The organism is Lentzea sp. NPDC058450, from assembly GCF_042721395.1.
Taxonomy (GTDB): Bacteria; Actinomycetota; Actinomycetes; order Mycobacteriales; family Pseudonocardiaceae; genus Lentzea.
This window is the reverse complement of the sequence record NZ_JBHXLO010000002.1, coordinates 228188-250248: the sequence shown is the minus strand read 5'-3', so window position 1 is coordinate 250248 and position 22061 is coordinate 228188. Positions and strand designations below refer to the sequence as shown.

Sequence of the window (22061 nt, the reverse complement as noted above, 5' to 3'; positions counted from 1 at the left end):
AATGGAGAACATTGTTTTCCCGCAGGGTTTTCTGTGGGGAGCCGCGACCGCCGCGTTCCAGGTGGAAGGGGCGACCGGCGTGGACGGTCGCACCGACTCCATCTGGGACGAGTTCTGCCGGCAGCCCGGCAAGGTGGTGGGCGGCGACTCCGGAGAACCGGCCGCCGACCACTACCGGCGCTTCGAGCAGGACGTCGCCATGATGGCGGACCTGGGTCTGAAGGCCTACCGCTTCTCGATCGCCTGGCCGCGTGTGCGGCCGGACGGCGGCAAGGTCAACGACGCGGGCCTCGACTTCTACCAGAGGCTCATCGACTCGTTGCTGGCGCACGACATCGCGCCGTGGCCGACGCTCTACCACTGGGACCTGCCGCAGAAGCTGGAGGAGGCCGGCGGCTGGGCGAACCGCGACACCGCGTTCCGCTTCGCCGACTACGCGGCCGCCACCGTCGAGGCGCTCGGTGACCGGGTGTCCACCTGGACGACGATGAACGAACCGTGGTGCTCGGCCTTCCTCGGCTACGCCGGGGGAATCCACGCGCCGGGCCGCACCGAGCCGGAGGCCGCCGTCGCCGCCGTGCACCACCTGCTGCTCGCGCACGGGCTCGCGGCCGACACGATCCGCGCCGCCCAGCCGGAAGCCAAGGTCGGCATCACGCTGAACATGTACCCGATCATCCCGGTGGACCCCTCGAACCCCGGCGACATCGATGTCGCGCGCCGGCTCGACGGGCTCCAGCAGCGGATCTTCCTGGACCCGTTGCTGCGCGGGGAGTACCCGGCCGACATCGTGGAGGACCTGGAGCCGTACGGGTTCAGCGCCAACGTCCTCAGCGGTGACCTCGACGTCATCTCGGCGCCGCTGGACATGCTCGGCGTGAACTACTACACCGAGCACTACGTCAGCTCGACCCCCGACGCGGACGCCGGTCCGTCGCCGTGGGTCGGCGTCCAGCACGCCTCGTTCCCGCCCCGCGACGCCCCCATCACCGACATGGGCTGGGAGGTCAGGCCGGACGGGCTCACCACCGTGTTGCTGCGGGTGCACAACGACTACCCGAAGCTCCCGCTCTACATCACGGAGAACGGCGCCGCGTTCCGCGACGACTTCTCCGGCACCGGCGCCATCGACGACGTCGACCGCACCGGCTACATCGCCTCCCACCTCCGTGCCGCCCACGCGGCGATCGAGGCGGGCGTCGACCTGCGCGGCTACTTCTGCTGGTCGCTGCTGGACAACTTCGAGTGGGCAGAGGGGTACGCGAAGCGGTTCGGCATCGTCCACGTCGACTACGACACCCAGATCCGCACGCCGAAGATGAGTGCGAGGTGGTACAGCAGGGTGGCCAGGGACAACGCGCTGGTCGCCGTCTCATGACGGAGGGCAGGAGTCGGCGCCCCGGCCCGCGCATCGAGGAGGTCGCGCGCGTGGCCGGGGTGTCGAAGTCCACCGTCTCCCGGGTGATCAACGGGGAGAAGTACGTGAGCGAGCGGTCGCGCCAGGCGGTGCACCGCGCGATCGCCCTGCTCGGGTACTCCCCCAACCACGCTGCCCGGACCCTCGCGGGCAGCAAGGCGAACGCGATCGCGCTGGTGATCTCGGAGCTGGGCAGCAGGGTGCTCGCCGACCCGTTCTTCGCCGGGGTGCTGCGCGGGGTGCACGCCGAACTGGCGGGGCACCACACGCAGCTCCTGGTGATGATGAACCAGCCGCTCGACGGTGAGGACCAGATCGCCTACCTCACCGGCGGGCACGTCGACGGCGCCCTCGTCGTGAGCCTGCACGGCGAGGACCCGCTGCCGAGGACGTTGCACGAGACGGGGCTGCCCATCGTGGTGGGCGGCCGTCCGCTCGCGGGCGGCTCTGTCCCGTTCGTCGACGCGGACAACTTCACCGGCGCGCTGGAGGCCGTCCGGTACCTGATCTCGTTGGGACGCCAGAAGATCGCCACCATCGCCGGGCCGCACGACATGGCGGTCGGCATGGACCGGCTGAGCGGCTGGCGCTGCGGGCTCGCCGAGCACGGCATGCCCGTCGACCTCGTGGCGCACAGCGGCGACTTCACGCCCGAGAGCGGCGCGCTGGCGATGCTCCAGCTGCTGCGCCGCGCCCCCGACCTCGACGCGGTGTTCGTGGCGGCGGACATCATGGCGCTCGGGGCGTTGCGGGTGCTCCAGGAGCGCGGCTACCGGGTGCCTGCCGACGTAGCCGTGGTGGGGTTCGACGACTCCGTGCTCGCCTCCACGGCCGTGCCGCCGCTCACCACCGTGCGGCAGGACGTGGAGGGCTTCGGCCGGACGCTCACCTGGCGCCTGCTCGCGGAGCTCGCCGGCGAGGAGAAGCTGCCGCAGTCCGTGCTGCTGCCGACCTCTCTGGTGCGCCGGGCGAGCGCCTAGGGCAACAATTCCTGGCCGTTCGGTCAGACCGCGGCGGTCGCGCGGGCGGCGAGCCCCTCGATGACGCCCGACAGCTTCTCGGTGACCTCGGGGTCGTCGACCGGGTGCAGCTCGGCGAAGCGCACGACCGACCCGGGGATCGACAGGGTCAGGTCCTCGGCGGGCACGCCACCGGCGATCCGGACTGCCTTGCGGGCCTCGTCCTGCGCCCACACGCCGCCGTACTGGCCGTAGGCGGTGCCGACGACGGCGACCGGCTTGCCGGACAGGGCGCCCGCGCCGTGGGGGCGCGACAGCCAGTCGATGGCGTTCTTCAGCACCGCGGGGATGGTGCCGTTGTACTCGGGCGACACGAGCAGCAGCGCGTCGGCGTCGGCGGCGGCCTCGCGCAGCTTCGTGGCGGCGGCCGGGACGGTGCCCTCGGCGTCGATGTCCTCGTTGTAGAACGGGATGACGCCCAGGTCCTCGAACAACCCGATCTCGACGTGGTCAGGGGAGATCTGGACGGCGGCCTCGGCGAGCCTGCGGTTGTGCGAACCCGACCGGAGGCTGCCGACGAGGGTGAGGATGCGGACGGCCATGACGTGACTCCCAGGTGCAGACGGTGGTGGAACGACTACACCCTAAACGGGACGCGGCCCGTTTATCTTCCGGCTAGGCTGCGGAGGTGATCGACAGCACACCGCTCCCCCTCGCCGGCCCCGAGGGACGCCTGCGCGCCGACGCGGTGCGCAACCGCGCGTTGCTGCTGGACGCGGCCGCCAGGATCGCGGCGGACCGCGGCGCGGCGGCGATCACGATGGAGTCCGTGGCGGCCGAGGCCGGCGTCGGCAAGGGCACGGTGTCGCGGCGCTTCGGCGACCGCAACGGGCTGCTCCGGGCGTTGCTCGACCACGCCGAGATCCAGTTCCAGCAGACGTTCCTGAGCGGGCCGCCTCCGCTCGGCCCCGGCGCGGACGCGGCGTCGAGGCTCAGGGCGTTCGGCCCGGCCCTGCTGCGCCACGAGCACGCGCACCTCGACCTCTACCTGGCGGCCGAGCCACCGCCCGAGCGCCGGTACGCGGTCCCCGCCGACCAGTTGCGGCACCGGCACGTCGCCATGCTGCTGCACGAGGTCGCGCCTGGCGCGGACGCCGACCTGCTCGCCCACACGCTGCTGTCGTCGGTCCAGGTCGTGCTGGCCGACCACCTCGTCCGCACGCACGGCATGACGCTGGAGCGGATCGAGGCGGGGTGGCACGACCTCGTGGACCGCCTCCTCGACTGACTCCCGCGTCGAATCCTCCGTCGAACGACGCACAGGCCTTGCCGCCTTCGGCCCAATCGTCCTACGGTCGCCCTGGGAGCGCTCCCAGAAGCCCTGTCGACGTGGACGGAGACCTTCACCACCATGAGATCGCAACCCTCTCGCCTGCTCGCCGCGACCCTGCTCGCGACGCTCGCGGCGGCCTCGCTCCACTCCTCGGCCGCGGCGGCGGACTACGAGCGCGTGCTCAACGGAACGTTCGACACCGGCGCCGATCCCTGGTGGGCGGGCGCGGGCGTGACGAACCGGGTCACCGGCGGTGAGCTGTGCGCGGCCGTCACCGGTGGCACCACGAACCCCTGGGACGCGCTGATCGGCCAGAACGGCGTGCCGTTCGAGACCGGGCAGTCCTACACCTTCTCGTTCGACGCCCACGCGGCCGTCGCACAGCCGATCACGGCCGCGGCGGGTGAGAGCGTCAGCCCGTATCGTGGGATCGCGAGTCAGCAGTTCGCGCTTTCCACGGTCTCGCAGCGGTTCTCCTTCACGTTCACGTCCACTCTGGACTTCCCGGATGCCGGGAACGGCCAGGTCGCGTTCCAGCTCGGCGGCCAGCCCGCGGACAACACGATCTGCGTCGACAACGTCTCGCTGGTCGGGGGCGTCAAGCCGCCCGGCGGCGTGAACCCCAACCCCGCCCGCAAGGTCCAGGTCGACCTCGTGGCGTACGTGCCGGGCCTGCCCAAGCGCGCGACGCTCGTGTCGTCCGCGACCACACCGCAGACGTGGACCTTGAAGAACTCCGCAGGTACTGCCGTGGCGTCGGGTCAGAGCACTCCCAAGGGCGCGGACGCGACCTCCGGCGACTCGGTGCACCTCATCGACTTCTCGTCGTTCGACACGGCCGGCACCGGCTACACGCTGTCCGTCGGCGAGGACACCAGCTTCCCGTTCGACATCTCCGCCGACCCGGTCAAGCGGCTGCGCTACGACTCGCTCGCGTTCTTCTACCACCAGCGCAGCGGAACGCCGATCGAGGCGCAGCACGTCGGCGACGAGTACGCGCGCCCGGCCGGGCACCTGAACGTCGCGCCGAACCAGGGTGACAACAACGTGCCGTGCCGCGCCGACCTCGCCTGCGGCTACACGCTCGACGTGCGCGGCGGCTGGTACGACGCGGGCGACCACGGCAAGTACGTGGTCAACGGCGGCATCGCGACCTGGCAACTGCTGAACGCCTACGAACGCGCGTCACGGCTCGGCGACGCCTCCGCGTACCGCGACGGCTCGATGAACATCCCGGAGAAGGCCAACGGCGTGCCGGACCTGCTCGACGAGGCGCGCTGGGAGGTGGACTTCCTGCTGAAGATGCAGGCGCCCGACGGCATGGCGCACCACAAGATCCACGACGCGAACTGGACCGCGCTGCCCACCCGTCCCGAACTGGACGACCAGCCGCGCCGCCTCTCCGCGACCAGCACCGCCGCCACCCTGAACCTGGCCGCCGTAGCCGCCCAGGCGTCCCGCCTGTGGCGCGGTGCCGACCCGGCCTACTCGGCGACGTTGCTCGCGGCGGCCCGCAAGGCCTACACCGCTGCCAAGGCGAACCCGGCCAAGCTCGCCGACCCGAACGACGGCACCGGCGGCGGCGCCTACAGCGACGACACGGTCAGCGACGAGTTCTACTGGGCCGCGTCCGAGCTGTACGCGACCACGGGCGAGGCCGCCTACCGCACCGACGTCACCGGCTCCCCGCACTACAAGGCGGCAAGCCTGAACCGCGGCGGCTTCCACTGGGGCGGCACGGCCCCGCTGGGCGACATCACCCTGGCCCTGGTTCCGTCCGCGCTCCCCGCCGCCGACGTCGCCGCGATCAAGTCGAAGTTCACGGCCGTGGCAGACGAACACCTCGCCGCGATGGCGGGCATGGGCTACGCGGCGCCGTACGACAACAGCACCGCCGGCTACGTCTGGGGCTCGAACTCCACGGTCCTGAACAACGCCCAGGTGCTGGCGCTCGCCCACGACTTCACCGGCACCGCGAAGTACCGCGAGGGCGTCTTCGAGGCCCTGCACTACGTCCTCGGCCGCAACCCGCTCAGCACGTCGTACGTGGCGGGCTACGGCGACCAGGCCATGACCAACGCCCACCACCGCTTCTGGGCACACCAGAACGACCCGACCCTGCCGATCGCCCCGCCCGGCTCCCTGTCCGGCGGCCCGAACAGCGCCCTGCAGGACCCGGTGGCCCAACGCCTGCTCGCAGGCTGCCCGCAGCAGAAGTGCTGGGTCGACGACATCGGCGCCTACTCGGTCAACGAGGTGGCGATCAACTGGAACTCCGCCCTCGCCTGGGTCTCCGGCTGGGCGGCGGAGAAGTCCGGCACGCCCACCCCCTCTGGCGGCTGCGAGGTGAGCTTCAGCGCGGGCCGCTGGCCCGACGGCCTGTCCGCGCAGGTGAAGATCACCAACACCGGCGCCGCCGCGTGGACGTCCTGGAAGCTCGGGTTCGCGTTGCCCGGCACGCAGAAGGTCACCTCGGGGTGGTCTGCCACGTGGAGCCAGACCGGGCGGGACGTGACGGCGACCAGCATGTCGTGGAACGGCCGGGTGGAGCCCGGCAAGTCCGTCCACATCGGATTCAACGGGTCGGGATCCGGGGCCGATCCGACCGCCTTCACGATCAACGGGAAGACCTGCAGAACCGTCTGACCGCACCAGGGATGCGCGCCCGCCGTCACCTCCTCGACGGCGGGCGCGCGGTGTTTGCGGGACTCGCGAGGGACAAGGCGAGGCAGCTCAAGGCAAGACCCAACGCAATGCCGAAGGCGAGGCGTCCCTCCCTCTTGGCTCCGGTCAAGCGGTACCGGTGACGTACCCACCCAACTCAGCCACGCACAAACGAGATTGGGGCTTGACTTTGGGTGCGAGGTGCTAGCTTCTCGAGCTCGGCCGGGCGCTTTTCAGCCCGGCCTTTTCCGGCCGATGAGCGCCTCGCAAGGGCCCCGAAGTCAAGCCCCAATCTCTATCGACGCGCCAGCGGCGATGGCTCGACCACGCTCGTCAAAGGTCTCTGCACCCAAACCCAACCACCGCACTGGTGACAGAACCCGAGCCCCGATGCGGGAACGCTCCCTGTGAGCGCTAACAGGAACGACCTGGCGTTATCCAGATGGAACTTGACGGGCCAGTTGTTAGCGATAACACTCCCCGGCTACAGCACTGTTGCCTGTCGGTGCCATCGAGGAGAAGCAATGAGGCTTGCCCGAATCGCGGCCACCACCGCACTCGCCGTCACGCTCGCCGCCTGCGGTTCGGCGGAGAAGACCATCGACCAGCAGAGCGGCTCCGCCGAGGGCGCGCTGGTGGGCGTCACCATGCCGACTCGGTCGTCCGAGCGCTGGATCCACGACGGCGACAACATCAAGAAGGCCCTGGAGGCCAAGGGGTACAAGGTCGACCTCCAGTACGCGGAGAACGACATCCCCACCCAGGCCAACCAGATCGAGAACCAGATCACCAAGGGTGCCAAGCTGTTGATCGTCGCCTCGATCGACGGCACGGCCATCACGTCGCAGCTGCAGCAGGCCGCGGACGCGAAGATCCCCGTGATCGCCTACGACCGGCTCATCCGCAAGAGCCCGAACGTCGACTACTACGCCACGTTCGACAACGCCAAGGTCGGCGTCGAGCAGGCGAACTCGCTGCTCGCCGGGCTCAAGACCAAAGGCGACGGCCCGTTCAACATCGAGCTCTTCGCCGGCTCGCCCGACGACAACAACGCCACGTTCTTCTTCAACGGGGCCATGTCCGTGCTCCAGCCGCTCATCGACCAGGGCAAGCTGACCGTCAAGTCCGGGCAGAAGGACTTCAAGACCGTCGCGATCCTGCGCTGGGACCCCGCGACCGCGCAGAAGCGCATGGAGGACCTGCTCACCTCGACCTACGGTGGCGCCAAGGTCGACGGCGTGCTGTCGCCGTACGACGGCATCTCGATCGGCATCCTCTCCGCCCTCAAGAGCGGCGGCTACGGCACGGCCGGTCAGGCCTACCCGATCGTCACCGGGCAGGACGCCGAGGTCGCGTCGGTGAAGTCGATCATCGCGGGCGAGCAGTACTCCACGATCCACAAGGACACCCGTCAGCTCGCCGACGTCACGGTGAAGATGGCCGACGCGGTGCTCAAGGGCGGCAAGCCGGAGGTCAACAACACCAAGGACTACGACAACGGCGTCAAGGTCGTGCCGTCGTTCCTCCTCCAGCCGGTGCCGGTGGACAAGGCCAACTACCAGAAGGAACTGATCGACTCCGGCTACTACACCGCCGACCAGCTCAGGTAACACGCCGTGCCCGAAGACATCCTCACCATGCGCGGCATCACCAAGAGGTTCGCGGGGGTCACCGCGCTGCACGAGGTCTCGCTGACCGTGCGGCGCGGTGAGATCCACGCGATCTGCGGCGAGAACGGCGCGGGCAAGTCCACGCTGATGAAGGTGCTGTCCGGGGTGCACCCGCACGGCACGTACGAAGGGGACATCCTCTTCGAGGGCGAGCCGTGCGCGTTCCACGGCGTGCGGGACAGCGAGCGCCGCGGCATCGTGATCATCCACCAGGAGCTGGCCCTGTGCGGCCGGCTCTCGGTCGCGGAGAACCTGTTCCTGGGCAACGAAAGGGCGCGGCGCGGGTTCATCGACTGGAACCGCACGAACCACGAGGCCCAGGCGTTGCTCGACCGCGTCGGCCTCCACGAGAACCCGACCACCCAGGTCGACGACCTCGGCGTCGGCAAGCAGCAGCTCGTCGAGATCGCCAAGGCGCTCTCGAAGGAGGTCAGGCTCCTCATCCTGGACGAGCCGACCGCCGCGCTCAACGACGACGACTCGCAGCACCTGCTCGACCTGCTGGAAGGCCTGCGGGAGCAGGGCATCACGTCGGTGATCATCTCCCACAAGCTCGGCGAGGTCACCAGGATCGCCGACACCGTCACGGTGCTGCGCGACGGCAGGACCATCGAGACGTTGCCCGCGAAAGGCCTCAGCGAGGAACGCATCATCGCCGGGATGGTCGGCCGCGACCTGGAACACCGGTTCCCGCCGCGCACCCCGGACATCGGCGAGGAGGTGCTGCGCATCGAGGACTGGACCGTGCACAGCCCCGCGCAGCCGGACCGCGTCGTCGTCGACAACGCCACGCTGTCGCTCAGGCGCGGGGAGATCGTCGGTCTCGCCGGCCTGATGGGCGCGGGCCGCACGGAGCTCGCGATGAGCGTGTTCGGCCGCTCCTACGGCGTGAACATCTCCGGGCGCGTGGTCAAGGACGGCCAGGAGATCGACACCCGCACGGTCCAGGCCGCGATCCGGCACGGTCTCGCGTACGTGAGCGAGGACCGCAAGCGCTACGGGCTCAACCTCATCGAGGGCGTGCAGCGCAACGTCTCCGCCGCCGCGCTCCAGAAGCTCGCCACCCGCGGCTGGGTCGACGAGAACGAGGAGTACACGGTCGCGGAACGGTTCCGGCGCTCGATGGGCATCCGCACGCCCGCGGTGTCGACGCCGACCGGCACGCTCTCCGGTGGCAACCAGCAGAAGGTCGTGCTGGCCAAGTGGATGTTCACCGACCCGGACGTGCTGATCCTCGACGAACCGACGCGCGGCATCGACGTCGGCGCGAAGTACGAGATCTACTCGATCATCAACGACCTCGCCGCCCAGGGCCGCGCGGTGCTGGTGATCTCCTCGGAGCTGCCGGAGCTCCTCGGCCTGTGCGACCGCGTGTACGCGCTCTCCGAAGGCCGCGTCACCGGCGAGGTCGGCAGGGATGAGGCCACGCAGGAACGGCTGATGCAGTACATGACACGAGGACAGAGCTCATGACCACCAAGACCGCGCCCGCTCCCGCCACCGCGCCGCCCGCGCCGTCCCGCCGGTTCTCGATCAACCTGCGGCAGTCCGGCATCTACGTCGCGTTCGCGTTGATCGTCGTGCTGTTCACCGTGCTGACCGACGGCGCTCTGGTGCAGCCGCAGAACATCTCGAACATCATCGTGCAGAACTCGTACGTGCTGATCCTCGCGATCGGCATGATCCTGGTGATCATCGGCGGGCACATCGACCTGTCGGTCGGCTCGACGGTGGCGCTGACGGGTGCGATCTGCGCGGTGCTGACCGTCCAATGGGGACTCCCGTGGCCGGTGGCGGTGTTGCTGACGTTGCTGTCGGGCGCGCTCATCGGTGCGGCACAAGGCTATTGGATCGCGTACTTCGGCATCCCGGCGTTCATCGTCACGCTGGCGGGCATGCTGGTGTTCCGCGCGCTCACCCTGACCACGCTGGGCAACCAGGGCATCGGGCCGTTCCCGGACGAGATCCGGTCGCTCGCGAACGGGTTCACCGGCGGCTATCTCGGCAACGTCGGCCTCGGCCCGCTCGGCGGCGCCGACCTCGTGAGCCTGCTGGCCGGGCTCCTGTTCGTGGCCGGGTTCGCGCTGTCGCAGTGGCGCAAGCGCGCGGCCCGGCTCGGCTACGGCCAGACCGTCGACCCGATGCCGGTGTTCGTGCTCAAGATCGCGGGCGTCGCCGTCGTCGTGATGGCGGTCGTCGTGCAGCTCGCCCGGTTCCGCAACCTGCCGTGGGTGCTGGTGCTGCTGGCGGCACTCGCGCTCGGTTACTCGTTGATGGCCAACAACTCCGTGTTCGGGCGGCACATCTACTCGATCGGCGGCAACCTGCAGGCCGCCACGCTGTCCGGTGTGAAGGTCAAGGCCGTCACGTTCTGGGTGTTCGTCAACATGGGCGCGCTGGCCGCGCTCGCCGGTGTGATCTTCGCGGGCCGGCTCAACCAGGCCGGTCCCACCGCCGGCACGGCCTTCGAGCTCGACGCCATCGCGGCCGCGTTCATCGGCGGCGCGGCGGTGCAGGGCGGCGTCGGCAAGGTCGTCGGCGCCATCACCGGCGGCCTGATCATGGGCGTGATCAACAACGGCATGTCGCTGATCGGCGCGCCCAGCGAACGCGTGATGCTCGTGAAGGGCCTCGTCCTGCTCGCGGCCGTCGCCTACGACGTCTGGACCAAGCGACGCGCCTGACCCCCGGAAGGCGAAACGATGCTGTCCTCCCTGCGCACCATCGTCACCGTCGTGGCCGTGACCGCTGCCCTGGTCACGGCCGCCCACACCCCCGGCTCCGCCCAGGAACCCTTCGCGGGCTACGCCTTCTTCTACTTCACCGGCGAGAGCAGTCCCGTCGGCGAGCAGATCTACGTCGCCACCAGCAACGGCAACAACCCGCTGGACTTCTCCGAGGCCAACGGCGGCAGGCCGATCCTGGAGTCGAGCCTCGGCGAACTGGGCGTGCGGGACCCGTTCATCCTGCGCTCCCCCGACGGCAGGAAGTTCTACCTGCTGGCCACGGACCTGAAGATCAACGGAGGCCGCGGCTGGGACGCGGCGCAGCGCACCGGCAGCCGGTCGATCATGGTGTGGGAGTCGGCCGACCTGCGGACGTGGTCGCGGCAGCGCAGCGTCCAGGTCTCGCCGCCCACCGCGGGCAACACGTGGGCGCCGGAAGCGTTCTGGGACGCGAAACGCGGCAGCTACGTCGTCTACTGGGCGTCGAAGCTGTACGCGGCGAACGATCCGGGGCACACCGGCAGCAGCTACAACCGGATGATGTACGCGACCACGCGCGACTTCGTGACGTTCAGCCCGGCGCAGGTGTGGATCGACCCCGGCTACTCGGTGATCGACTCGACCGTCATCGAGCACGACGGCACCTACTACCGCTACACGAAGGACGAGCGGAACAACTCGTCGTCCTCGCCGTGCAGCAAGTACATCACCGCCGAGAAGTCCGCGGACCTGCTGGACCCGGCCTACGACTTCGTCGCCGAGTGCATCGGCAAGGCCACCCCGACCAGCCCCGGGCTCTCCGCCGGCGAGGGCCCGACCGGGTTCAAGTCCAACACCGAGAACAAGTGGTACCTGTTCATCGACGAGTACGGCGGCCGCGGCTACGTGCCGTTCGAGACGACCGACCTGGCGTCCGGGAAGTGGACGATGTCCACCGGCGCGAAACTGCCCGCGTCTCCCCGGCACGGCACGGTGCTGCCGGTGACCCAGGCCGAACTGGACCGCCTCAACGCTCCCCCGCCGCCGGTGCAGGCGACTGCCGGCGGCCTCGTCGCGCACTGGCCGCTGACCTCGTCCGGTGCGGACGCCACCGGCCACGGCCACCACGGCGTCCTCGCGGGCAGCGCGGCCTTCTCCGGTGGCTCGTTGTCGCTGACGGGCGGGCACGTCCAACTGCCCGACAACCTGCTGACCGGGGTGCAGGCCGTCACGATCTCCGCCGAGGTGCTGGTCGATCCGGGGCAGCAGACGCCGTACTTCCTCTACGGCTTCGGCAACACCGCGTCTTCCGGCGCCGGGGACGGCTACCTGTTCAGCACCGGAGACAACTACCGCGGCGCGATCGGCGCCGGGAACTGGTCGACCGAGCAGGGCGTGAACTCCGGACGGCCACTGGCGCGCGGCGTGTGGCAGAAGATCGCGCTGACCGTGGGCGGCGGTGTGGGAGCGCTCTACCTGAACGGCGCCGAGGTGGCGCGGACCAGCGGCGTCACCGTCCGGCCCGGCGATCTCGGCGGCGGGATCACCACCGCCAACTACCTGGGTCGTTCGGTCTACGCGTCCGACAGGCCGTTTCTGGGCAGGATGAAGAACGTGCGGCTGTACAACAGGGTGCTGACGGCCGCCGAGGTGGCGGCGCTGCGGTGAGGCCCTGCGCCGGGATGGTCAACGATGACATGATCTCCTGAGACCCAGGGATCACGTGTCTCTCCGGTCGACCGGACAAGAGGAGTTCGATGGCGCAGCACGAGCCCGAGATCCAGCGGGAACTGTTCGGCCGGGCCGGTGACGCCGACGTCCACCGGTACGTGCTGTCCTGGCCAGGCGGGCTCACCGTGCGGGTGCTGGACCTCGGCGGCGTCATCCAGTCGCTGGAGGCGCCGGACCGCGACGGCGTCCCCGCCAACGTGGTGCTCGGGTTCGGCACGCTCGACGAGTACGTCAAGAACAACCAGCCCGGCGAGAACCGGGTGTTCTTCGGCGCGCTGGTCGGCCGGTACGCCAACCGCATCGCCGGCGGCACGTTCTCGCTCGACGGCGTCACGCACCGGCTGCCGTTGAACAACGGCCCGAACACCCTGCACGGTGGGCCCGAGGGGTTCGACACACGGGTGTGGGCCGCCACCGAACTACGCGAACCGGACAGCGTGGGGGTGCGGCTGACGCTGGAGAGCCCGGACGGCGACGAGGGCTTCCCCGGTGCGGTGTCGGCCGAGGTGACCTACCGGCTGGACGGCCAGAACCGGCTGCGCATCACCTACCGCGCCACCACCGACGCGCCCACTGTGGTCAGTCTGACCAACCACAGCTACTGGAACCTGGCCGGCGAGGGAAGCGGCGACGTGCACTCGCAGTCGCTGATGCTCAACGCCCGCCGGTACTGCCCGGTTGATGCCGACCTGATCCCCGTGGGCGATCCGGTGCCGGTCGAGGGTGGTCCGTTCGACTTCCTGACGCCCACCGCGATCGGGGCCCGGATCGGCGGGACGCATCCGCAGCTGGAGATCGCGGGCGGGTACGACCACAGCTGGGCGCTGGACTCGGCCGAGGAGATCGCGGCCCAGGCGGTCGATCCGGACTCCGGGCGGGTGCTGACCATGTGGACCACGGAGCCCGCGGTGCAGTTCTACTCCGGGAACTTCCTGAGCGAGGACCTGGCAGGGCCGAGCGGCCGGCCGTACGGACGTGGCGCGGGCTTCGCGTTGGAGGCGCAGCGTTTCCCCGACTCGCCCAACCGCCCTGACTTTCCTACCGCGGTGTTGCGGCCCGGTGACGTCTATCGGCAGGAGACGGTGTTCCAACTGTCCACTGAGGACTGAAGCGTCTCGTTTCGCTCGGCCGACTGGTCCTCGCTTACCGCTCTCACCGCTGCGGCGCAACGAACCTGTCGATTCGAACGGTGAATCGACAGCTCGCCGACCCTCGCGCTCTGTGTCGTTCAAGATGGAGGGACGCCGCGCGTGGGAAGGGGTCCGCCATGTCAGTCGAGTTCGACGAGTCCGCCCTGCGGGCGCTGTCTCCCGCCGATCAGGTGCTCTTCCGCACCTATGGCGCCGGGGTGATGCGCACTCCGCCGTTCGACCAGGTGCACCGCGCGTTCGAGACGCATGCGGCGCGCCGGCCGCTCGCACGGGCTGTGGAGCACCTTGGGACGTCGCTCACGTACGGGGAGCTGGACGCCAGGGCGGGGTTTCTGGCCGAGGTCCTGATTCGGCGGGGTGTGCGGCCCGGCGATCACGTGGGGGTGTTCCTCACTAGGTCGATCTCCCTGGTGGTGGGGATGCTCGCGGTGCTCAAGGCCGGGGCGGCCTGCGTGCCGCAGGACGTCGGCACCGCGTCGGAGGCCCAGTTGCGGCACGTCGTGCGTGCCGCGCGCATCGACGTCGTGCTCACGACCAGCTCGTGCGCGTTGCCCGCCCATCTGGCCGACGTGGTCGAGATCGACACGGTGCCCGAGGTGCGGGCCTTCCGGCGCACCACGATCGCCGAACCGGACGTCGCCGCCGTCGTGTTCTCCGGTGCGTCCGGGGTGCGGATCACGCACGCCAACCTGTGCAACGTCCTGCTCACCTCGCCCGGGTCGGTGGGGATCAGGCCGGGGACCAGGGTGGCGCAGCTGCTGAACATCGCCTGCGACCTCGCGTTGTGGGAGGTGCTCGGCACGCTGGCGAACGGCGGCACCCTCGTGCTCGGCGAGGCGCGGCACGTGGACGTCGTCATCGCCACCCCCGCGGTGCTCGCCTCGCTGGATCCTGAGGCGTGTCAGCGCGTGCGCACGGTCGTGGTGGCCGGTGAGCGGTGCCCGGCGGCGCTCGCCGAGGCCTGGACCGGGCACGCGGACCTGGTGCACGCGTACGGGCCCGTCGAGGTGACGGTCGCCGCCACCACGGGGAACGGCGACACCCTCGGGCGTCCCGTGCCCAACGCGACCGCGTACGTGCTCGGGGCCGACCTGGAGCCGCGGCCGATCGGCGAGGTCGGCGAGTTGTGGATCGGTGGCGCCGGGGTGACGGCCGGGTACGCGGGCGACCTCGACCTGACCGCGCGGCGGTACCTGCCCGACCCGTTCGCGGGTGGGCTGATGTTCCGGACCGGCGACCTCGCGCGGTGGACGGACGAGGGCGAACTGGAGCGCCGCGGCCGGGCGGGTGACCAGGTCGAGGTGCTCGGGTACCGGTTCGAGCTGGAGTCGGTGACCGTGGCGCTGGAGCACGCGGACGACTGCGAGCGCGCCGCAACGCTGGTGCACGACGGGCGGCTGGTCGGGTTCATCAGCCCCGGTACCGCGGTGCCGGAGGTGGCGAAGCGGGCGGTGTCGCAGCGGCTGCCGCACTACTGCGTGCCCACGTTGATCGTGCCGGTCGACTCGCTGCCGACGACGGAGCGCGGCCGGGTCGACCGGCACGCGCTGCTCGCCCGGCTGGACGGGCGCCGTGCCGCGGCGTCGCGGTGAACGACCTCGTCGACGCCTTGGCGGCGTTGGAGCCCGAGCACCGGGTGGTGGTCGTGCGGGCCTGTTGTCGCGGGCGGTCCGTCGCCGAGGTCGCCGACGAGCTGGGCGTTCCGCAGGAGGTCGTGAAGGTGCGGCTGAGCCGCGGGCTGCACGCGTTGCGGAACGCGTTGCAGCGGAACGGGGTCATCGAGCCGTAGCTCGATGACCCCGGGGTTCGGCTCAGGAGCAGGCGACGCCGTTCAGCGCCGGTGACGAGAACGGCGGTGTGCCGTTGTAGTTCGCGTTGTAGCCGATGCTCACCTGGGCGCCGGCTCCCAGCGAACCGTTCCACGCCGCGTTCGTCACCCGGACCTGGTCGCCCTGGTCGGTCCAGGTGCCGTTCCAGCCCTGGGTCACCGCCACACCAGGAGCCGAAAAGGTGAACGTCCAGCCGGTGACGGCCTGGCCCCGGTTCACGATCACGACCTCCGCCGAGTAACCGCCCTGCCACTGGCTCGTCACGCGGTGGGTCGCGGTGCAGCCACCCGTACCGGGGTTGCTGCTCGTCGTGGTGGTCGTGGTGGTGGTCGTCGTTGTCGTGGGAACCGGGCCTGCCGCGACGGCCAGGTCGTAGGCGCGTTGGGGGACGAACTGGCCCGCCGGGGCGATGCAGCCGTCGGACTCGCCCGGGAGCTTCACCCAGAGGTAGGCGGCGATGGCCGAGTCGTTGGTGCCGGTCGTGCTGGGGATGCCGATCGCCCGGCCCGCCGGGTCGCACCACTCGCTGCCCGCCGGTCCGTTGCCGTTGCGGCTGGTGTCCACCACGGCCTTGAGCCGGCTGTCTCCCAGGGAGGACAGGACGTTCTTGGCGAAGTTCACCTCGTCCGAGGTGGAGCGGTAGTTGGACACGTTGGTGGCGATGCCGTCCGCGCTGGAGGAGATCTCCGCGCCGCGCAGGCGGTTCGCCGCCTCGGCCGGGGTGAGCCAGGCGGAGTGGCCGATGTCGAAGTAGACCTTGGCCTGGGAGGAGCCGGACTTGAGCTTCTTGCCCGCGTAGGCCATCGAGGCCCTGGTCTGGGCTTGCTGGTCGGCGGTCTGGCAGTTGGTCATCAGCGGGAGGACGTCCGGTTCCAGCACGATCGTCGCCGGACGGCCACCGAGGCCCGCCGCGACCTCGTCCACCCAGGCGCGGTAGGCCTGGTGGGACGGGGCTCCGCCGCCGCTCGCGCCGCCGCAGTCCCGGTTGGGGATGTTGTAGACGACGAGGATCGGGATCTTGCCCGCCGCGGCGGCCGCTCCCACGAAGGAGCTGACCTCCGACCGGACCGCCGAGGTGTTCGTCGTGGTGTACCAACGGGCCTGCGGCACGGCGGCGATCCGGTCGCGGATCACCGCGGCGCGCGAGTCACCGGGGTTGGCCGCCACCCAGCGGGCGGCGGAGGTCGACGGGTCCACGTAGAAGGCCGACTCGGCGGCGTTGACGGTCGTGGCGCTGCTGACGACCAGGGCGGTGGCTCCCGCCAGAACCGCGCCCGCGAGTGCGCACGCGCCCCGCTTCCACTGTGTCATCGGATCTCCAGGTTTGCTCTGTTGCAGGGATTCGCGCGACGTCGCCTGCCTTTTGAGGAGTGAGGCGAGAGCGCTCTCGTGACGTCGAGAAGCGAATGCGAGTTCGGGTCAACGTAACCACGGTGCACTGAATCGTCAACGGCGGAAGCGGGGTTTTGAAAGTGTTTTCGAAACGCTTTCACGGAGTGCGGACAACGCTGTGACGTGGTAGTTGGGAGCGCTCCCGCAAGATATTGGGCCGATCGGGGCAACCTGCTGTCGAATTCGACGGCCACTTCTTGTTGGCGTGCACCGGCGGCTGCGACACTCCGGAACGGCACCGGCTGGTTCCGGCAATGGCGCACCGGATCCGGCCTTCCGTCCTGTCCGTCACCCGAATTCGGGTCGACCCCGGGAAGTGTGGAAGATGAAACTGACATCGAAGTCAGTGGCCCTGATCCCGATCATCGCCACGGTCGCGACCGCCGCGATCGGCGCCACCCTGATCGCCCCACCCGTCGCGAACGCGGCGACCACCCTCGCGGCGGCCGCGCAGCAGAGCGGCCGGTACTTCGGCACCGCCGTCGCCGCCAACAAGCTGAGCGACTCCACGTACGTCGGCATCCTGAACCGCGAGTTCGACATGGTCACGGCCGAGAACGAGATGAAGATGGACGCGACCGAGCCGAACCAGAACCAGTTCAGCTACACCAACGGCGACCGGATCGTGAACCAGGCCCGTGGTCTAGGGAAGCGGGTGCGCGGGCACGCCCTGGCGTGGCACTCGCAGCAGCCCGGCTGGATGCAGAACATGTCCGGCACGGCACTGCGCAACGCCATGCTCAACCACGTCACGCAGGTCGCGACCTACTACCGCGGCAAGATCTACGCCTGGGACGTCGTCAACGAGGCCTTCGCCGACGGCAGCAGCGGCGCGCGGCGCGACTCCAACCTCCAGCGCACCGGCAACGACTGGATCGAAGCCGCCTTCCGCGCGGCACGGGCGGCCGACTCCGGCGCGAAGCTCTGCTACAACGACTACAACACCGACGACTGGTCGCACGCGAAGACCCAGGCCGTGTACCGGATGGTGCAGGACTTCAAGTCGCGCGGCGTCCCCATCGACTGCGTCGGCCTCCAGTCGCACTTCAACAGCGCGAGCCCGGTGCCGTCCAACTACCAGACCACCCTGCAGAACTTCGCGAACCTCGGCGTGGACGTGCAGATCACCGAGCTCGACATCGAGGGCTCCGGCAGCACCCAGGCCCAGAACTTCCAGCGGGTCACCCAGGCCTGCCTCGCCGTCTCCCGCTGCACCGGCATCACCGTGTGGGGCATCCGCGACACCGACTCGTGGCGCGCCTCCGGCACCCCGTTGCTCTTCGACGGCAGCGGTAACAAGAAGGCCGCCTACAACTCGACGCTGGACGCGCTGAACGCGGGCGGTGGCCCCGGCCCGACGACGACCACAACCACCACGACGACGAGCGGCAACCCCGGCACCGGCGGCTGCACCGCCACGGTCTCGCTGAACCAGTGGGGCGAGGGCTTCGTCGCGACGATCAAGGTCACCGCGGGCTCCAGCGCGTTGCGTGGCTGGACCGTCGGGACCACGCTGTCGAACGGCACGGTCACCAGCGCGTGGAGCGCGACCCGCAGCGGTAACAGCGGAACCGTGAACTGGACCAACGTGGACTACAACGCCAACGTGCCCGCCGGCGGCTCCACCGAGTTCGGCTTCCAGGGCAGCGGCAGCGGTGCGGGCCTGAACCCGTCCTGCACGGCGCGTTGAGGCCGGCCATGACCACTCGCGCACGACTCGGCGCGTTCCTCGCCGCCGCACTGTCCCTCATCGCCGCCATCGGGTTCTCCGCCATGCCACAACAAGCACACGCCGCGTCCCTGACCCAGGTGACCGGCTTCGGCACCAACCCGACCAACCTCAACATGTACGTCTACGCACCGGACCGGCTCGCCACCCGGCCGGCCCTGCTGCTGATGATCCACTACTGCACCGGGACGGCGAGCGCGGTGCACAACGGCGGCGGCCGCGACTACGTCACCGCGGCCGACCGGTACGGCTTCGTCATCGTCTACCCGGAGGCGACCAGGGACGGGCGTTGCTTCGACGTCTCCACCCAGAACGCGTTGCGGCGCAACGGAGGCAGCGACTCCACCGGCATCATGTCGATGGTGGCCCACGCCCGCCAGCGCTACAACGTGGACCCGGCGCGCATCGTCGTCTCCGGCATCTCGTCCGGAGCGATGATGACCAACGTGCTGGCCGCCGAGTACCCGGACGTGTTCAGCGCCGCGTCGGCGTTCGCCGGCGTCCCTGCGGGCTGCTTCGCGACGACCGACGGCTCGTTGTGGAACAGCCAGTGCTCGGGCGGCACCCTGAACAAGACCCCGCAGCAGTGGGGTGACCAGGCCAGGGCGATGTTCCCCGGCTACACCGGCGCCTACCCGCGCATCCAGCTGTGGCACGGCACGAACGACACCACCCTGGCCTACCCGAACTTCGGTGAGGCGCTCGACCAGTGGACGAACGTGCACGGCGTGAGCAGGACACCGGTGTCCACCGACCAACCGCAGTCCAACTGGACCCGGACGCGTTACGGCGCAAGCGGTGTCGTCGAGGGCATCAGCGCCCAGGGCACCGGCCACGACGTGCCGACCGCCGGCATGGTGAGCCGCGCCATCACGTTCCTCGGCCTGGACAGCACCACCGGTCCCACCACCACGACGACCACCACGACCCCGCCGCCGTCCTCGGGCTGCTCGGTCAAGGCCTCGGTCAACGCGTGGAACACCGGGCTGACGACGAACCTCACCATCACCAGCGCGGCCCAGGTGCGCGGGTGGACGCTGGGCTTCACGCTGCCCGCCGGCCAGACGATCACGTCCGGGTGGAGCGCCACCTACTCCCCCGCGTCGGGCCAGGTGACGGCGAGGAACGTCTCCTACAACGCCGACATCGCGCCCGGAGCCTCGATCACCATCGGGTTCCAGGCGACCCACACCGGCAACGCGGGGGCGCCGTCTTCGTTCAGCCTCAACGGGAACACCTGCACGACCGCCTGACCCGCCGGGGCGAGGAGCGCAGCGCGGCCTCCTCGCCCCGGCCTCTCAGGACTCGAGCTCCCGCACCAGTTCCGCGATCATCCCGGGGCCGGTGCGGCAGCACCCGCCCACCAGCCCGGCACCTTCGGCCCACCGTCCGGCCGACGCCGCGAACCCGGTCCCGTCGCCGGTCCACGACCGGCCCCGGGCGTCCCAGGTCTCCCCGCTGTTCGGGTACGCGACGACCGGCAGCCCGGTCACCCGGCGCGCCACGGCGACCGCCTCGGCCACGTCCTCAGGAGCACAGCAGTTCACGCCCACGGCAATCACCTCGTCCACATCGGACACCACCGCGAACACGTCCTCCAGCGGTTGCCCGGCGCACGTCCGGTCACCGCGAACGCTGTAGGAGAGCCACATCGGCACACCGCTGCCGCGCACGACGTCCAGCACCGCCTCGGCCTCGTCCGCGTCCGGGATCGTCTCGACGGCGAGCACGTCCGGTGCAGCAGACCAGAGCGTCTCCACCCGCGGCCGGTGGAACGCCACCAGTTCCCGCCGGGAGAGCCCGTACCGGCCGCGGTACTCCGAGCCGTCCGCGAGCACCGCCCCGTACGGCCCGACCGACGCGGCCACCCAGCGCTGTCCGTCCACATCGGACGCGGCCGAGCGGGCGAGCGCCACGCTGGACCGCAGCAGGCGGGCGGTCTCGTCCTCACCGATGCCCCGGCGCGCGAACCCGGAGAAGCTCGCCTGGTAGCTCGCGGTGATGGCGACCTGGGCGCCCGCCTGGTAGTAGGCGAGGTGGGCGGCGCGCACCGCGTCCGGGTCGGTCAGCAGCAACCGCGCCGACCACAGCTCGTCGGACAGGTCGTGCCCGGCGATCTCCAGCGCCGTTGACATGCCGCCGTCGAGCACGACCACACCGCGGGCCACCGCTTCCGCCAGTTCCACCCGGCCAGCCTACGTGCGCGTAGAGGTGGAGGAGTGCGCGACGGTCGCTCCGCCGTTGTGGCCGCGCACTCCTCCCGGACGGTCTCTGCGGGTTCGTCGTCCTGCGCCGCCGCTGGGTCGCCCAGGACGACGCCCGTCAGGCCGTCCCGCGGTGGGGCACCGGGTCCGGTGTGCTCGCCCGGCGCGACAACCTCGGCGGCAGCAGCACCAACGGCGGTGGCTGCTTGCCCTCCAGCTTCGCCACCAGCAGGTCCACGGCGTGCCGGCCGAGCTCCTCCGCGGGCAGGCGCACCGAGGTGAGCAGGGGTGACGTCTGCTCGGCCAGCTCGTCGGGACAGATCGCGACCACGGCGACGTCTCCTGGCACCTGGCGGCCGGCCGCGCGCAGGCACGGGGTGACCCAACCGAGCGCGGCCTCGTTGTGCACGACCAGCGCCGTCATCGACGGGTGCGCCCTGACCAGCGCCTTGGTCGCTCTGAGCACCGAGTCGTGGTCGCCTTCGACGGACAACGCCGTCGCGGCCACTCCCCTGCGCATCGCCGCCGCGCTGAAGCCGTTCATGGTGCGGTGGGCGAACCCTCCGCTGCGCCGGTACACGGCACTGGGGGCGCCGAGGAAGCCGATGAAGCGGTGGCCCAGGTCCGCCAGGTGGTCCACGCACTTCGCGCCCGCCGCCTCGAAGTCGAGGTCCACGCAGGTGAGCCCGCGCGCGGCGGCCGGATGTCCGATGAGGACGGACGGTTTGGACAGTTGTCTGAGCAGGGGGACGCGCTCGTCGTCCATCTCCACGTCCATCACGAGGAAGCCGTCGACCTGCGCGCTGGTCGCCGCCCGGCGCAGACCGGCAGCGCCGTCGTCCGCGGTCATGAGCAGCAGGTCCATCTCGAAGCGCCGCGCTGTCGTCACCGCCGCCGTGACGAAGCGCATCACGGCGGGCAGGTGGGTGCCCGCGCGCAACGGGAGGACCAGGCCGAGCACGCCGGTCCGGCCGGCCGACGTCGTGCGGTCGGAGGCGTGGGGCTGGTAGCCCAGCGCCCGGATGCTGTCGCGGACTCTCGACTTCGTGTCCGCGGAGATCGACCGCTTGCCCGTGAGGACGTAGGAGACCGTGCTCGGGGCGACCCCGGCGTGTCTTGCGACGTCCGCGATGGTGACCACACAGCCTCCTCTCGCGCTTGCGCTCAGTGAGCGTGCCGACACCATAGGGAGCACCTTCTGATGACATCAAGAGTTATGTGTGCGTTAACATTGCGCAATTCGGGTGGTCCAGACGAATTGCGCACCGTCTGGGAAC

The 22061-nt window shown here is 70.2% G+C and carries 17 protein-coding genes; 13 read left to right on the top strand and 4 right to left on the bottom strand.

What is annotated here, in order from left to right:
- Position 1: 1 nt before the first annotated feature.
- Positions 2-1378 carry a GH1 family beta-glucosidase gene (locus ACFWNN_RS05320; RefSeq protein WP_382438611.1) on the top strand — a complete coding sequence of 459 codons (1377 nt, stop codon included), beginning with the start codon at positions 2-4 and terminating at the stop codon, positions 1376-1378.
- Positions 1375-2397: a LacI family DNA-binding transcriptional regulator gene (locus tag ACFWNN_RS05315; RefSeq protein ID WP_382438610.1), complete on the top strand. Its 1023-nt coding sequence runs from the start codon at positions 1375-1377 to the stop codon at positions 2395-2397. The genes ACFWNN_RS05320 and ACFWNN_RS05315 overlap by 4 nt, the downstream gene beginning before the upstream one ends.
- A 23-nt stretch (positions 2398-2420) precedes the next feature.
- Here the strand turns inward: ACFWNN_RS05315 and ACFWNN_RS05310 are convergent, their stop codons facing one another.
- Positions 2421-2978, bottom strand: a complete 558-nt coding sequence (locus ACFWNN_RS05310) for an NAD(P)H-dependent oxidoreductase (protein WP_382438609.1) — start codon at positions 2976-2978, stop codon at positions 2421-2423.
- 86 nt (positions 2979-3064) lie between these two features.
- Between ACFWNN_RS05310 and ACFWNN_RS05305 the strand changes: the two genes are divergently transcribed.
- The 9 genes from ACFWNN_RS05305 (at position 3065) to ACFWNN_RS05265 (ending at position 15419) form a co-directional block, all read left to right on the top strand.
- The gene (locus tag ACFWNN_RS05305; protein WP_382438608.1) at positions 3065-3664 is read left to right on the top strand and encodes a TetR/AcrR family transcriptional regulator; all 600 of its coding nucleotides are present in this window, start codon (positions 3065-3067) and stop codon (positions 3662-3664) included.
- Positions 3665-3787: 123 nt separating this feature from the next.
- Positions 3788-6355 (top strand): glycoside hydrolase family 9 protein, encoded by a 2568-nt coding sequence (locus ACFWNN_RS05300; RefSeq protein WP_382438607.1) that lies wholly within the window; start codon positions 3788-3790, stop codon positions 6353-6355.
- Between the two features lie 542 nt (positions 6356-6897).
- Complete coding sequence (chvE, locus tag ACFWNN_RS05295; protein WP_382438606.1) at positions 6898-7983, top strand: multiple monosaccharide ABC transporter substrate-binding protein; 1086 nt, start codon at positions 6898-6900, stop codon at positions 7981-7983.
- A 27-nt stretch (positions 7984-8010) separates the two neighbouring features.
- Positions 8011-9516, top strand: a complete 1506-nt coding sequence (gene mmsA, locus ACFWNN_RS05290; RefSeq protein ID WP_382438795.1) for a multiple monosaccharide ABC transporter ATP-binding protein — start codon at positions 8011-8013, stop codon at positions 9514-9516.
- Entirely contained in the window at positions 9513-10727 is a 1215-nt protein-coding gene (gene mmsB, locus ACFWNN_RS05285) for a multiple monosaccharide ABC transporter permease (RefSeq protein WP_382438605.1), read from the top strand. The genes mmsA and mmsB overlap by 4 nt, the downstream gene beginning before the upstream one ends.
- Before the next feature lie 18 nt (positions 10728-10745).
- Positions 10746-12416, top strand: a complete 1671-nt coding sequence (locus ACFWNN_RS05280; RefSeq protein ID WP_382438604.1) for a LamG-like jellyroll fold domain-containing protein — start codon at positions 10746-10748, stop codon at positions 12414-12416.
- An 89-nt stretch (positions 12417-12505) separates the two neighbouring features.
- Complete coding sequence (locus ACFWNN_RS05275; protein ID WP_382438603.1) at positions 12506-13588, top strand: aldose epimerase family protein; 1083 nt, start codon at positions 12506-12508, stop codon at positions 13586-13588.
- Between the two features lie 158 nt (positions 13589-13746).
- Positions 13747-15222 (top strand): AMP-binding protein, encoded by a 1476-nt coding sequence (locus ACFWNN_RS05270; RefSeq protein ID WP_382438602.1) that lies wholly within the window; start codon positions 13747-13749, stop codon positions 15220-15222.
- Positions 15219-15419 (top strand): sigma factor-like helix-turn-helix DNA-binding protein, encoded by a 201-nt coding sequence (locus ACFWNN_RS05265; RefSeq protein WP_382438601.1) that lies wholly within the window; start codon positions 15219-15221, stop codon positions 15417-15419. The genes ACFWNN_RS05270 and ACFWNN_RS05265 overlap by 4 nt, the downstream gene beginning before the upstream one ends.
- A gap of 22 nt (positions 15420-15441) precedes the next feature.
- On the opposite strand, the gene ACFWNN_RS05260 is transcribed toward ACFWNN_RS05265, so the two are convergent.
- Positions 15442-16770: a glycoside hydrolase family 6 protein gene (locus ACFWNN_RS05260; protein ID WP_382438600.1), complete on the bottom strand. Its 1329-nt coding sequence runs from the start codon at positions 16768-16770 to the stop codon at positions 15442-15444.
- A 406-nt stretch (positions 16771-17176) separates the two neighbouring features.
- Here ACFWNN_RS05260 and ACFWNN_RS05255 point away from each other — a divergent pair, with 406 nt between their 5' ends.
- Entirely contained in the window at positions 17177-18541 is a 1365-nt protein-coding gene (locus ACFWNN_RS05255) for an endo-1,4-beta-xylanase (RefSeq protein WP_382438599.1), read from the top strand.
- Positions 18542-18549: 8 nt separating this feature from the next.
- Positions 18550-19833 (top strand): PHB depolymerase family esterase, encoded by a 1284-nt coding sequence (locus tag ACFWNN_RS05250; protein WP_382438598.1) that lies wholly within the window; start codon positions 18550-18552, stop codon positions 19831-19833.
- Between the two features lie 45 nt (positions 19834-19878).
- On the opposite strand, the gene mmuM is transcribed toward ACFWNN_RS05250, so the two are convergent.
- A complete protein-coding gene (mmuM, locus tag ACFWNN_RS05245; protein ID WP_382438597.1) occupies positions 19879-20766 on the bottom strand; it encodes a homocysteine S-methyltransferase in 888 nt (295 codons plus the stop codon).
- Between the two features lie 136 nt (positions 20767-20902).
- Entirely contained in the window at positions 20903-21925 is a 1023-nt protein-coding gene (locus ACFWNN_RS05240; RefSeq protein WP_382438596.1) for a LacI family DNA-binding transcriptional regulator, read from the bottom strand.
- Between the last annotated feature and the right edge of the window lie 136 nt (positions 21926-22061).

What these genes read in the sequence shown, in the direction of transcription:
- chvE (WP_382438606.1), top strand. Translation starts at nt 6,898, where the DNA reads ATGAGGCTTGCCCGAATCGCGGCCACCACCGCACTCGCCGTCACGCTC.
- ACFWNN_RS05250 (WP_382438598.1), top strand. Translation starts at nt 18,550, where the DNA reads ATGACCACTCGCGCACGACTCGGCGCGTTCCTCGCCGCCGCACTGTCC.
- ACFWNN_RS05315 (WP_382438610.1), top strand. Translation starts at nt 1,375, where the DNA reads ATGACGGAGGGCAGGAGTCGGCGCCCCGGCCCGCGCATCGAGGAGGTC.
- ACFWNN_RS05310 (WP_382438609.1), bottom strand. Translation starts at nt 2,978, where the DNA reads ATGGCCGTCCGCATCCTCACCCTCGTCGGCAGCCTCCGGTCGGGTTCG.
- ACFWNN_RS05275 (WP_382438603.1), top strand. Translation starts at nt 12,506, where the DNA reads ATGGCGCAGCACGAGCCCGAGATCCAGCGGGAACTGTTCGGCCGGGCC.
- ACFWNN_RS05320 (WP_382438611.1), top strand. Translation starts at nt 2, where the DNA reads ATGGAGAACATTGTTTTCCCGCAGGGTTTTCTGTGGGGAGCCGCGACC.
- ACFWNN_RS05300 (WP_382438607.1), top strand. Translation starts at nt 3,788, where the DNA reads ATGAGATCGCAACCCTCTCGCCTGCTCGCCGCGACCCTGCTCGCGACG.
- mmsA (WP_382438795.1), top strand. Translation starts at nt 8,011, where the DNA reads ATGCGCGGCATCACCAAGAGGTTCGCGGGGGTCACCGCGCTGCACGAG.
- ACFWNN_RS05280 (WP_382438604.1), top strand. Translation starts at nt 10,746, where the DNA reads ATGCTGTCCTCCCTGCGCACCATCGTCACCGTCGTGGCCGTGACCGCT.
- mmsB (WP_382438605.1), top strand. Translation starts at nt 9,513, where the DNA reads ATGACCACCAAGACCGCGCCCGCTCCCGCCACCGCGCCGCCCGCGCCG.
- ACFWNN_RS05260 (WP_382438600.1), bottom strand. Translation starts at nt 16,770, where the DNA reads ATGACACAGTGGAAGCGGGGCGCGTGCGCACTCGCGGGCGCGGTTCTG.
- ACFWNN_RS05255 (WP_382438599.1), top strand. Translation starts at nt 17,177, where the DNA reads ATGAAACTGACATCGAAGTCAGTGGCCCTGATCCCGATCATCGCCACG.
- ACFWNN_RS05270 (WP_382438602.1), top strand. Translation starts at nt 13,747, where the DNA reads ATGTCAGTCGAGTTCGACGAGTCCGCCCTGCGGGCGCTGTCTCCCGCC.